Annotated in this window: 13 protein-coding genes and 3 pseudogenes; 7 read left to right on the top strand and 9 right to left on the bottom strand. The window is 39.6% G+C overall.

The window, feature by feature from the left end:
* Positions 1 to 65 precede the first annotated feature (65 nt).
* The 4 genes from arsC to QMZ64_RS04410 all read right to left on the bottom strand — a co-directional run bounded on the left by arsC (position 66) and on the right by QMZ64_RS04410 (position 3,885).
* Positions 66 to 485 carry an arsenate reductase (thioredoxin) gene (arsC, locus tag QMZ64_RS04425; protein ID WP_044822616.1) on the bottom strand — a complete coding sequence of 140 codons (420 nt, stop codon included), beginning with the start codon at positions 483 to 485 and terminating at the stop codon, positions 66 to 68.
* A 24-nt stretch (positions 486 to 509) separates the two neighbouring features.
* Complete coding sequence (locus QMZ64_RS04420; protein WP_044822615.1) at positions 510 to 1,808, bottom strand: arsenic transporter; 1,299 nt, start codon at positions 1,806 to 1,808, stop codon at positions 510 to 512.
* A 15-nt stretch (positions 1,809 to 1,823) separates the two neighbouring features.
* On the bottom strand, positions 1,824 to 2,135 hold the full coding sequence (locus QMZ64_RS04415; protein ID WP_301441154.1) for a metal-responsive transcriptional regulator AseR: 312 nt from the start codon (positions 2,133 to 2,135) through the stop codon (positions 1,824 to 1,826).
* 109 nt (positions 2,136 to 2,244) lie between these two features.
* The gene (locus tag QMZ64_RS04410) at positions 2,245 to 3,885 is read right to left on the bottom strand and encodes an FAD-dependent oxidoreductase (protein ID WP_044822613.1); all 1,641 of its coding nucleotides are present in this window, start codon (positions 3,883 to 3,885) and stop codon (positions 2,245 to 2,247) included.
* Positions 3,886 to 4,342: 457 nt separating this feature from the next.
* Between QMZ64_RS04410 and QMZ64_RS04405 the strand changes: the two genes are divergently transcribed.
* From QMZ64_RS04405 to QMZ64_RS04385, 5 genes and pseudogenes are all read left to right on the top strand, one after another.
* The gene (locus tag QMZ64_RS04405) at positions 4,343 to 4,792 is read left to right on the top strand and encodes a MarR family winged helix-turn-helix transcriptional regulator (protein WP_044822612.1); all 450 of its coding nucleotides are present in this window, start codon (positions 4,343 to 4,345) and stop codon (positions 4,790 to 4,792) included.
* Between the two features lie 53 nt (positions 4,793 to 4,845).
* Positions 4,846 to 5,108 (top strand): annotated as a pseudogene (locus QMZ64_RS04400) (monooxygenase); the annotation flags it as partial.
* Positions 5,109 to 5,232: 124 nt separating this feature from the next.
* Positions 5,233 to 6,099, top strand: a complete 867-nt coding sequence (locus tag QMZ64_RS04395) for a permease (RefSeq protein ID WP_044822611.1) — start codon at positions 5,233 to 5,235, stop codon at positions 6,097 to 6,099.
* A 21-nt stretch (positions 6,100 to 6,120) separates the two neighbouring features.
* A complete protein-coding gene (locus QMZ64_RS04390) occupies positions 6,121 to 6,267 on the top strand; it encodes a hypothetical protein (RefSeq protein WP_187444615.1) in 147 nt (48 codons plus the stop codon).
* A 21-nt stretch (positions 6,268 to 6,288) separates the two neighbouring features.
* On the top strand, positions 6,289 to 6,783 hold the full coding sequence (locus QMZ64_RS04385; RefSeq protein WP_044822610.1) for an arsinothricin resistance N-acetyltransferase ArsN1 family A: 495 nt from the start codon (positions 6,289 to 6,291) through the stop codon (positions 6,781 to 6,783).
* Here QMZ64_RS04385 and QMZ64_RS04380 read toward each other — a convergent pair.
* The 4 genes and pseudogenes from QMZ64_RS04380 to QMZ64_RS04365 all read right to left on the bottom strand — a co-directional run.
* Positions 6,778 to 7,052: pseudogene (locus tag QMZ64_RS04380) on the bottom strand (transposase); the annotation flags it as partial. The gene QMZ64_RS04385 and the pseudogene QMZ64_RS04380 overlap by 6 nt on opposite strands.
* A gap of 70 nt (positions 7,053 to 7,122) precedes the next feature.
* A complete protein-coding gene (locus tag QMZ64_RS04375) occupies positions 7,123 to 8,403 on the bottom strand; it encodes an MFS transporter (protein WP_044822609.1) in 1,281 nt (426 codons plus the stop codon).
* Positions 8,404 to 8,481: 78 nt separating this feature from the next.
* Positions 8,482 to 8,901 (bottom strand): universal stress protein, encoded by a 420-nt coding sequence (locus tag QMZ64_RS04370; protein WP_044822608.1) that lies wholly within the window; start codon positions 8,899 to 8,901, stop codon positions 8,482 to 8,484.
* Positions 8,902 to 8,918: 17 nt separating this feature from the next.
* On the bottom strand, positions 8,919 to 10,388 hold the full coding sequence (locus QMZ64_RS04365) for a SulP family inorganic anion transporter (RefSeq protein ID WP_301441153.1): 1,470 nt from the start codon (positions 10,386 to 10,388) through the stop codon (positions 8,919 to 8,921).
* Between the two features lie 218 nt (positions 10,389 to 10,606).
* On the opposite strand from QMZ64_RS04365, the gene QMZ64_RS04360 reads away from it, so the two are divergent.
* Together QMZ64_RS04360 and QMZ64_RS04355 are read left to right on the top strand one after the other, a co-directional pair.
* Positions 10,607 to 11,170 carry a recombinase family protein gene (locus tag QMZ64_RS04360; protein WP_044822606.1) on the top strand — a complete coding sequence of 188 codons (564 nt, stop codon included), beginning with the start codon at positions 10,607 to 10,609 and terminating at the stop codon, positions 11,168 to 11,170.
* A 104-nt stretch (positions 11,171 to 11,274) separates the two neighbouring features.
* Positions 11,275 to 11,589 (top strand): annotated as a pseudogene (locus QMZ64_RS04355) (sigma-70 family RNA polymerase sigma factor); the annotation flags it as partial.
* 99 nt (positions 11,590 to 11,688) lie between these two features.
* Here the strand turns inward: QMZ64_RS04355 and QMZ64_RS04350 are convergent.
* A complete protein-coding gene (locus QMZ64_RS04350) occupies positions 11,689 to 12,219 on the bottom strand; it encodes a GNAT family N-acetyltransferase (protein ID WP_044822298.1) in 531 nt (176 codons plus the stop codon).
* Between the last annotated feature and the right edge of the window lie 77 nt (positions 12,220 to 12,296).

The following is a 12,296-nucleotide window of genomic DNA, read 5'->3' as shown; positions in this document are numbered from 1 at the left end:
TAATCAGACTCTTATATATAAACTTAAAGCAAAGCTGAGTTTTCCCTGCCTCAGCTCATGTTATTTTACTTTCCGTTCTCTGCAAATCTCTTGATCCTTTCTCCGATTTCGTCGCGCACCCTTTGAAAAAACGCCCATTTTTCTTCCTCTGTTCCTTGTGCTTTGGCAGGATCATCAAAGCCCCAATGCTCGCGCTTTACATGCGGAGGAGTCATTGGACATTTATCCGCAGCATCGCCGCAAAGAGTAACGACTAAATCTGCATGGTTTAGAATAGCAGAATCGATGATGTCTGATGTTTGAGCGGAGATATCAATACCAGTTTCCTTCATGGCTTTAACGGCATTCGGGTTTAATCCATGCGCTTCTATTCCGGCGCTATAAACATTCCACTCCTCTCCAAGATATTTTTTAGCCCAACCTTCAGCAATCTGACTGCGGCAAGAGTTTCCGGTACATAAAAAGTAAATTGTTTTCTTCGCCATTTCCATCTTCTCCTTTAAACAAATTTAATGAATAATCAGCAGCCAAATATAAAGACCGGCAAGCGTAATGAAAAGGGTTGGAATCGTCAATATGATACCCGTTTTAAAATATGTTCCCCAAGAAATCTTCACACCCTTTTGAGAAAGAACGTGCAGCCATAAAAGTGTTGCAAGTGATCCAATCGGAGTAATTTTCGGACCCAAATCAGAGCCAATAACATTCGCATAGATCAGTGCTTCTTTCATGATGCCTTGAGCATCAGTACCCGCAATTGCCAATGCATCAATCATAACTGTCGGCATATTGTTCATCACCGAAGATAGAATGGCTGCGATAAATCCCATCCCTACGGTACCGGCAAACAGCCCTTGATCTGCTACTGTTTGAATGACATTTGAGAGGATATCTGTTAATCCGGCATTCCTTAATCCGTAAACGACAACATACATTCCGATGGAAAAGAACACAATCGCCCATGGAGCCCCTTTAAGCACCTGCTTTGTTTGAACTGCAGAGCTCTTTTGAGCCATGATGAGAAAAAAGATTGCGATGATACCGGCTATAATAGATACAGGTATTGAGAATAGCTCACTTATAAAATATCCAACCAAAAGTACTCCTAAAACGACCCAAGACATCCGAAACATCTTGTGATCTTTAATTGCTTCAGCAGGCCTTTTAACATCTGTCATATCATAATGCCGAGGAATGCTTTTTCTAAAGAAAAGATAAAGAACGATGATGCTCGCAGCTAGAGAGAACAGGTTAGGAACAATCATTCTGGAAGCATACTCAATAAATCCAATGTTAAAGAAATCTGCTGATACGATGTTTACCAGGTTACTGACAACCAACGGCAATGAGGTGGTATCAGCAATAAATCCACTCGCTATAATAAAAGGGAAAACAAGTTTTTCTTGAAAATTTAAAGCACGCACCATTGCGAGCACGATCGGCGTTAAAATCAAAGCTGCCCCATCGTTGGCAAACAGAGCAGCAACGATTGCTCCTAATACAGATACATAGACAAACATAAGAATACCGTTTCCTTTTGCAGCCTTTGCCATATGAAGAGCCGCCCATTCGAAGAAGCCTATCTTATCAAGGATAAGGGAAATGATGATGATCGCTACGAAAGCTAGGGTAGCATTCCAGACGATCCCTGTAACTGTAATGACATCCTGAAAATTCACAACTCCTGCAATTAAAGCTAAAACGGCTCCTCCACAGGCTGACCAGCCAATCGATAAATTCTTTGGCTGCCATATCACCAATACTAAAGTTAATAAAAAAATCACGCACGCTAAAATAGCTGAAACCAATTGAATACCCTCCTGCTAACAAGAAACTTGAGTTTCTTTTTGTTTGATGCTTTTTAAAAGTTCATCCTCCTCATCAATTTTATTTAAGATATGCTCGATTGTCTCAAATTCAGGACATGATCTGTTGATCGAATAAAAACGCCACTGGCCTTTCCTGTCCTCCTTTAGAAAACCTGCGTGTTTCAATTTTCGTAAATGCTGGCTGATTGAAGGTTGGCTCATTTCAAACATATCTACCAATTGACATACACAATATTCTTTATCAAGAAACAGCTTCATCATCATCAGTCTTGTTTGATCGCTAAGTGTTTTTAAGCAGCGCAACATGGCAGCGCCCCCTAATTTAGTTCCTACAGTCAATTTAATCCCTCCTTTCATTACAGTATATAAGTGAAATTTTATATATGTGCATATGACTTAGAGCTTGTTGCAAATATTAATTCTTTATATAACTTTGAAAGTTTTTATTCCCACCAGAAAGGTTGTAAACTTCTTTTACTCCCATATTGATCAAAATATTTTGAGCTGCATTTCCTGTTACCCCACTATTGCAATAGGTTATGGTCGGGAGATCGGGATTAAGATTCTTGGCACTTCCTCTAAGTTCCGACAAAGGAATATTCAAGGCACCAGGTACGTGTGATACTTTAAATTGCTTTTCAACCCTAGTATCTATGATTTGCAATTCTTCTCCGTTTTCCATTCTTTCAATTAATTCCCTTGGCGTTATTAATCGATTTTTATTTTGAATTGAGTTATGAAGGGCCATACCGGTATACATTACAGGATCTTTAGTTGTACTAAACGGCGGAGCATAAGCTAAATCCAAATGGAATAAATCTTCAGCCTTGGCTTTAAACGTGATGGCTGTAGCAAAAACATCAATGCGCTTATCGACACCTTCTTCTCCGACAATTTGCACACCTAGAATACTTCCTGAATCTCTATCAGCAACAGCCTTTATCACTAATTCTTTTCCGCCTAAATACTCTGCTTTGGCAGGTTTAATGTTATATAAAATTTCCGTATTATAGCCGTATTCTTTCGCCTCTTTTTCGGTAAGGCCGGTTTGACCTACAGCTAAGTTAAACACTCTTAAAATGCCTGTTCCTAAAATCCCGCGGTGGGCCAAATCGCCACCGGTAATGACATCCCCGGCGATACGCCCCATTTTATTTGCTGTTGATCCCAACGGTCTGTATAAAGGTTTACCTGTAATGATTGAAAAACTTTCGGCCACATCACCAACTGCATATATATCATGTAAATTTGTCTGCATTTTGGCATTGACAGCTATAGCTCCTGTGGGCCCCAGCTTAATACCTGCTTCTTCAGCTAAATTTGTATTTGGGCGAACTCCAGTTGCTAAGATCACAATATCTGATTGAATCGACTGTCCAGACTTTGTCGTTACTGACCTATCTTCTATCGATGTTGCTTCTTCATTTAATAATAATTGAACCCCCTGTCTTCGAAGTTCTTCTTCAACTCTGAATGCCATATCTTTATCCAAGTTCGGCATCACTTGATTGCCGCGTTGAATCATTGTTACTTCCAAGCCTTTATGAGTAAGCTGTTCGGCTATTTCAAGACCAATATAACCTGCGCCGATTATCGTTGCTTTTTGAGGATTTTCTTTCTTCATATATTGATCAATTTTAGACGTATTTTGTATGGTTCTTACTTGAAATACATGCTCTTTGTTGACGCCGGGAATATTTGGGGTAGCCGGAGAAGCCCCGGTTGCCAAAACTAAAACATCATAAGTATCAATTTTTGTTTTTCCAGTTTCAAGATCCTTAACAGCTATTTCTTTTTGATCAGTATTTATCTGAGTAACCTCATGACGAGTGAAAATGTCAACGTTATAGCGACCTTTAAACCATGCAGCACTTCTTGGTGTTAAGGAACTTAGGTTCTCTACCTCCCCCCCTAAAAAGTAAGGGATGCCACAAATAGAGTAAGAAATGTCATAGTCAGCATTATAGACTGTAATATCGATATTTTCGTCATTTCTACGTGCTTTAGCTGCAGCTGAAGTACCTGCTGCAACCGAACCAATTATTATCATTTTCATTTTTAAATAAGCCTCCTTTATGAGTCGAGCTAATCCCATAAATAAGTTTTTAGTTATATTACAATTTCAAGTCTTCCCTAACTTTAAACAAGTATAAGAAAAACAAATCTGAGCCACTGTCCATGCCTTCTTCACGGCATAGTTACACACAGATCATAACAATTACTTCATCGAATTATATTACAACGTCATTATATAATTATTTATTTATATAATCAATAACTTATTTTCAAGTCATTACATCAGGCTGCTATTCTCCTTCGTTAATTTTTTCTTGTTTCTTATTGATAATGAATAGGCTTCAAGTATGGTACTGAACAACAAAACTGCTCTGCTTACTCCCACACACACCGAATACGTTCCAAAGACAGACAAAGTTGAAACAGCAAAATTTTCATAAAAAATCATTTGCATTTTGCAAATAAATAAGGTATAAATAAATCAGAGGTGAATGACAATGGAAAATCTTCGAGAACTATTTCAGGTTATGACAAGACGCTTTGGTTTTTTAAATAAGAACTGCTGCACTGCGGGCAGTTATGAAATTTCTCTCATTCAAAGCCATATCTTATATGAGATTGATCGTCATCATAAACCTTCAATACAGCAGATTGCGGGAACATTAGGGACAGACATAACAACGTTTAGCCGCCAGGTTCAATCACTGGTGAAAATGAATATGGTAAAGAAAACACCAGACCCAGATGATCGACGAATCCATATTCTTTCCTTAACAACAGAAGGAAAATATGTTGCGACAATGATTGATCAACAAATGAATACTTTTTTGAACGAGGTCTTCTCACATATGAACGATGCAGAAAAAGAAACGGTCATTCGTTCAATTAAGCTGTTGAATGACGCTATGGCAAAGTCGAAAAATTGCTGTACAACTCCTTTGGGGTAGTTCCCTTTCTTTCATTACTTGCAAAATGCAAACAAATAATAAGGAGGTTTCCTATAACAAAGGGCTGGGATGCTATAGTCATTGGTCGAGGTCAGGCCGATCTTGCCCTAGGCTATCATTTGCAAAAGAAAGATTTGCAATTTTTGATCTTGGAAGCAAACAATCAAGCACTCGGTTTATACCTTAGTATTATGACAGCCTAAAATTATTCTCTCTAGCACGCTTTTCGTCGTTACCCGGCATGAAATTCCCTGGATCACCTGATCATTATCCGTTGAGAGGTGAACTGATGCACAACTTGCGGTTCGAAAACTATTGCATCATCTAAAACCCGAACTACTTTAATAACGGTCATTTGTTCTCGACCGCTTTAAGCAAGTACGAAATGTTTTTCCCGGTCAAATACTTGCAAATTGCAAATTATTATCGAGGTGATAAAATTGATAGTTGATGTTTTAAAGAGCTTTTTTTCAATTGCGTTAGAATTAACGGTTTTATTTATTGGAATTTCTTTTCTTGTCAGTCTCATTCAAGGGTTTATCCCATACGACAAATTAAATAAATACCTGGAAGGCAAAAATGTTTTTGTTGGAGCTGCGATTGCACTTGTTATCGCATTTGTAACTCCATTCTGCTCATGTTCCACCATTCCGGTTGTCGTTAACTTGTTAAATAAAAAGATCCGATTCGGAATCGTGATGGTGTTCTTGTTTTCTTCTCCAGTATTGGATCCAACCATCATCACATTAATGGGAGCATTATTAGGTGTTAAAGTAGCCGCAGCCTATACAGTGATTACATCAGTACTGTCTGTAGTCATTGGATTGACCCTGGAGAAAATGGGGTTTGTGAAAGCTGTAAAACATGTCGTTATGAGCGGGTACGAAGAAAAACAAACAACATTCAGCATTAAAGCTGCCTTGCGAGAAACACTTGCACTTATGAAATCTGTCTATCCTTTCTTAATCATTGGGGCAGCCATTGGCTCTGTTATTCATGGATTTGTGCCAACTGAATGGATTTCATCAACCTTTGGCGGCAATCAATGGTGGTTAGTACCGATTGCAGCTATTATCGGGATACCGCTATATATCCGGCTTTCCACCATGATTCCACTTTCACAAATTCTAATGGTTAAAGGCATGGCAATTGCTCCAGTAATGGCATTAATGATCAGTTCTGCCGGGGCGAGTCTGCCGGAGTTAACGTTATTAAACAGTATTTTTCAAAAACGGTTAGTGATGGCCTTCGTCATTTCCGTAATTGCAATGTCCACGATTTCAGGCTTTCTCTTCTACATCATTTAAACTTGAAAGGAGGTGAAAATAATGGGGTTGTTCGATAAAATATTTAAAAAAGACAATTCTTGCTGCGGCGTGAAAATTAACGAGGTAAAAGCTGATAAAAAAGACTGTTGCAATATTACTTATGAGGAAGTTAAAGAAAACAACGATACTTGCCGCACTCAAAAATAAGTACTTTTATGGGGGAAGCTCATGGATAACATAGACATTCGAAAAGCTGCTCATAACGATTTGCCATTTATCTTGAACATTTATAATCAGGGCATTGAAGATCGGATTGCGACTCTGGACCAAGATTTAAAAACAATGAACGAAATTGAAATATGGTTTCAGGAACATCAAGGGCGCTATTCTGTCCTTGTGGCTGAATCAAAAGGAAAAATTGCGGGTTGGGCTTCCTTAAACCCTTACTCACATCGCTGTGCTTATCAAGGCGTTGCTGATCTTTCGGTCTATGTTGATCGTTCATTTCGTAGTAAAGGAGTAGGCAGTTTTCTTCTTCAAAGTCTTGAAAAAACAGCTAAAGAAAATGAATTTTATAAAATCGTTCTGTATACGTTTCCCTTTAATGAACTTGGACAGAGTTTATACAAAAAAATGGGATACAGAAAAGTTGGCACCTTTAAAAATCAAGGAATTTTAGATGAACAATATGTTGATGTGATGGCAATGGAGAAATTGCTATAGACAAAAAACCGTTGGGAAAAATAGGACGGAAGATAAAAATCCGATTGTCAATTTATTCTGTATTTTTGATGAAAAAGCAGACGATGAGGCACTTTTCCAAGTCCAATTCGCCAGCTTTTTCAGATTCATGGCAGCAAAAACAAGCCTGGCCTCTGCTTGGGCAATTTTTTCTTATCCCGCGGGGGTGTCCACCGCAGACCATGCTTGTATTTTAAATCTGCAAAAAACCGTTCGATCGCTTCTTTACGTTTGGTGTAGATTTGTTTATTCTACTTCGTATGTAGAAGATGATTAGCCAGTTTCACTTTTAACAGTAAAGCTTATCGATTAAGACGTATTTTATGACTTTGTTGACAAGCTTTTTTGTTTTACAGGTTTTTTTGCAAGCAGGGCACAAATAAAACCTGCACCAGGCAATATCAGCATTAGTAGCAAAACTTGTGTGTAGCTGTGGAACATGTCGTATCCCATACCAAGCGGCAGCGGGCCAAATGCGGAGCCCGCAACCATAACAGCCATTGCCACCCCGTTTATACTGCCGATATGACGGCGGCCAAAGTAGTTTGGCCAAATAATATTCAGTGTAATCCGTTCCAAGCCGCTTGCCATTCCCCATACAACGCCGAACAGAATGGCGGTCTCTATGCTTTTTGTCACCAAAAGAAGCAACAGTAAAATCATTTCCATCATAAAAATAAATGCAAGCAACAAGTTTGTTTTTATTTTTTCTAATATAAATCCAGAAACCATGGTAATCGGAAATCCGATTATGGCCATCAAGCTTAGGACGGTGGCTGCAACTTGAGAAGACAGATTGTTTTCTCCTAAAATAGATAGGAGGTGAAAGGTGATGCCTGTATTGACTAACGCAGGAATGCCCACACATATCAGAACATACCAGAAGGAAGCCGTTTTTGTTGCTTCTTTTAATGTCCAATCCACTTCAGAAATGGGCTGACTTGGACGTATTGAAATATTTTGATTTGCCTCTCCATCACCCTTTTCACCATCAGGCAGCAGCCCGATATCCTCTGGTCGGTTTCTGACACAGAAAAATGCTAGAGGGACGAAGAAAAACACTAACAGCCACCCCCACACCTGCCATGTAAATTGCCAATTCCATTTTTCAATCATCCAGGCATTCAACACAGGGAATAAGGCTGCACTCGCAAAACTGCCGACAGCCATAAAGCTCATTGCTCTGCCTCTTTTTTTAATAAACCATTGCGGAACTAGTGTATTGGGAAGAAGTGTCATACTCCCCTGCCCGAATAAGCGGATCAGAAAGAACCCTGCGGCAACCATCCAAATATTCACCGCAAAGCTGTTAAAAAAACAAGCCGCCCCCAGCACTAAACCGACAACCACCATCATTTTCCGCTGACCCAGTTTATCTACAAACCTGCCGACAAACATCATCAAGATCCCCGCACATAAAGTGGCAGCAGAATATATACCGGATACTTCAGACCGCGACCATCCAAAATGTTGAATATATTCGTCAATGAAAATAGAGTTAGAATAGGTTTGACCGGGGCCTGAGAAAAAAACAGCCAAGGCTGAAATCAACACAATCGTCCACCCGTAATAAAACGGCAATCGCTGGATTTTCTCTTTCATGTCAGATTCCTCCGCGTTTATTAATATAAAAAACCGATTTCCTCACTTTTGGAGGAAAATCGGCTCTGGCTATAGGCTCTACTTGATAATCATAACCGGGCAGTTCACACGTTTGGCTACTTTGTGGCTGACGCTTCCCAGCACCATTTCCTGCAAAGAATTCAATCCTCTGCTCCCTACAATTACCATGTCAAAGCCGTGGTCATTGGCATAGGAAACGATGGTTGGCCCCGGTTCACCATGTTTCATTGAAACCTGATAAGATACGCCCGCAGTTTTAAATTTTTCTTCTATATTTTTAAGTTTATTCCGTCGGACGTTTTCTAATTCTTCTAAACTCGCACTATGCAAAACTTCGCTTTTTGATTTGGAATAGTCCAACACATAAATGAGCTCCACTTCGGCTTCCGGCACAAGTTTAGCCATATTAATGGCATGATCAGCTGATCTTTCCGAGTGAGCTGATCCGTCAACAGCGAGCAGGATTTTCTTGTACATCATTCTCCCCTCCAATTTTAGTGTTCTGGTACTTTTGCATTCGACTGATCGTAAGTAGCCAGCCTTTGAATCAGCCGGCGGCTTGACTCATTTAAACCAGCCAGCTTGACATCTGCATTTTTTTCTTTGAATTTTAACACCACTTTGTCGATAGCAGCCACGGCTGAATCATCCCAAATATGTGCGTCTGCAAAATTCAATACCACTTTTTCTTTTGCCTCGTGGAAAGAAAATGATTGAACAAATTCTTGCACTGAAGCAAAGAAAATTTGTCCTTTTATATCATAAACGGTTTCCCTTTCCGAAGCGGCCTCTGAAGCCTCTACCCTTACTTTTGATATCTTCGCGACAAAGAAAATAGCGCTCAAAATAATTCCAGCGAACACACCTTTTGATAAATCGTGAGTTGCCACCACCGTCACAACTGTTACAATCATAACGATCGAATCTGACAGCGGCACTTTTGTGAGCGTTCGAAGCGAAGACCAGTCAAATGTTCCGATCGACACCATAATCATGACGCCGACTAAGGCTGCCATCGGAATCTGCACGACCCAGTCGCCCAGCACCATGATCAAAAACATCAGGAAAACGCCAGCGACAAGAGTTGATAATCGGCCTCTTCCTCCAGATTTCACATTGATCACAGACTGGCCGATCATTGCACATCCCGCCATACCACCGAAAAATCCGGCAACGATGTTGGCGATTCCCTGTCCGCGACTTTCCTTGTTTTTATCACTTTCCGTATCTGTCATATCGTCTACGATAGAAGCCGTTAACAAAGATTCTAATAGCCCGACAATAGACAGAGCCAATGCTGTCGGAAAAATAATCGACAAGGTTTCAAAATTAAAAGGAATATCTGGCACCATAAATGCAGGCAAAGAACTTGTAATTTGGCCCAAATCTCCAACAGTGCGAAGATCAAGATGGCCGAATATTGCCAGAACGGTCATCGACACAATTGCGATAAGTGGAGCGGGAACAGCCTTAATAAAACGAGGAAGGATATAAATAATCAACAAAGTAATACCGACCACAACATACGTCATATTGGAAATTCCAACAAAATGAGGAACCTGAGCCATAAAGATTAAAATGGCCAGCGCATTTACGAAACCTACCATAACCGACCGCGGAATAAATTTCATAAATCGCGCTATTTTCAGTACCCCAAATATGAATTGGAGAATCCCAGTTAAAATCGTCGCCGCAAATAAATACTGGATACCGTGATCCTTCACCAAAGTAACCATTAAAAGAGCCATCGCTCCGGTCGCGGCAGATATCATCGCGGGACGGCCTCCTATAAACGAAATGACGACTGCAATACAAAATGAAGCATATAGACCGACCATCGGATCGACACCCGCTATCACCGAGAAAGCAATGGCCTCTGGGATGAGGGCGAGGGCAACGACTATTCCGGCTAAAATGTCCCCTTTCACATTCGAAAACCATTCATTATTTAGTTTTGTTAATATCAAACCAAAAACACCTCTCTATATTTATTTGAGTGACTTCTAACTCTCATAGAAGTCAGGGCCGTTTGCAACATATTTAAATTTAACAGACCATCAATCAAATGTCTACGATTTTTTGTTCCAAAAACGATCTTTTTTGGAACAGGCATTAGGTATGACAAAGGCTCTAACGATATTTTGGTATAATGGCCTAAAGGACACTTCTTGGAGATGATAAAGTGATATTTGGTTATGTACGTCCATTTAGTCAAGACACGGATCTTAAGCTACAGATCAACGCCATTGAAAAACATGGCTGTGTCAAAATCTATAAAGAACAGACAAGTTCCGCAAAAAATCGACCGGAACTAGAACGCATGCTTAATACCCTTAATAGTGGTGATCAAGTGATCGTTTACAAGCTGTATAGCATAGCTGACTCAACTCGGCATTTAATTGACTTGGTTCATTTGATGAAGCGAAAAAATGTTGATTTTATCTCAATTATTGACCAGGTAGATACTTCAACAGACAAAGGAAAAATATTTTTTAAACTGATGGAGAGGGTTGGGGATTTTCAGCATGATGTACTAAGTGAAAGTACCAAAACAGGGATCTCCGAAGCAAAACTGAAGGGAAAGACCGGGGGCCGGCCGAGAAAACCGGATCATAATGTCAGACGTGCCTTGGACATGTATCAAAGCAAAAAATACAGCATTGCCCAAATTACTGCAGAGACAGGAATCAGCAAAACAACTTTATATCGTTATTTGGAGGATAGAATGGATAATGATAAAACATAAAAAGGAACACGTCTACTTGATTTATTGTCTGCTGATGATTAACCTTAGCAAAAACAGTCGATTCTTTAACACTTTAATGCAACAAAAATAGATAACCTACGAGTGGCATTGAAATCAGTTTGATTGATGTCCTCAAATCGGAAAACGAAGACGTCATCGACACCATCCAGCTCAACATGGAGCTTGAAAAAGTGAAAAAATACATCGACATCCTGGACGGCAGAGAAAAAGAAGTCATCGTCGGCCGCTTCGGCCTTGATTTGAAGAAAGAAAAGACGCAGCGGGAGATTGCGAAGGAGCTTGGGATTTCGCGGAGCTATGTGTCGCGGATTGAGAAGCGCGCGCTGATGAAGATGTTTCATGAGTTTTATCGGGCGGAGAAGGAGAAGCGGAAGAAGGCGAAGGGGAAGGGGAAGTGATGCCGAAGAAAAGGCCGGAGAATAAAATCCGGCCTCTTTTTATGGATTGAATAAATCCGATTACTAATACAAAAAAACTATTTTATTTAACTATGTTAATTACTTTTGTGGAAGAAAAGAATAAACATATGTATCATATACCTTTCCGTTTTGATACATATATCTTTTTAAAATACCCTCTTTTTGAAATCCCATCTTTGTCAATAACTTGTTTGAAGCTGTATTTTCAGTAAACACAACCGCACCTATTCTTGTTAAACCTAAAGTTTCAGAGGCATGTGAAAGGATTTTGGATAATGCCTCAGACATATATCCCTTTCTCCAGTAATTCGGGTGAATTTCATAACCTATTTCAGCACGTTTGTGTTTTGGAGACCACGCGTTTAATCCAATTGTCCCAATCAACCCTCTTTCGCCTTTTCTTTCAATTCCCCAACGAATTCCTTTTTTCTCTTCAAAGTTTTTAGCGAAAAAATCCACAAAACCTCTTGCTTGATCAATAGTTCCCAACGAGTCTTGGCCATAAAAACGTGTGACATTATGATTCGAAAAACAAGCAAAAATCTCCTCTGCATCATCATAAGTTATTTCTCTTAAAATTAGCCTTTCTGTTTCTAAAGTAGGAAACATAACCTTCCTCCTATCTATCCTATATCAAACCTTTAACTAACACAGTCTCATATTCCAAAATTATAACAAAAACGAAC

It is taken from the genome of Bacillus sp. LB7, from assembly GCF_030449715.1.
GTDB lineage: Bacteria > Bacillota > Bacilli > Bacillales > Bacillaceae > Bacillus > Bacillus paralicheniformis.
Note: the sequence above shows the minus strand (reverse complement) of the source record. Positions and strands in the feature narration are given on the sequence as shown.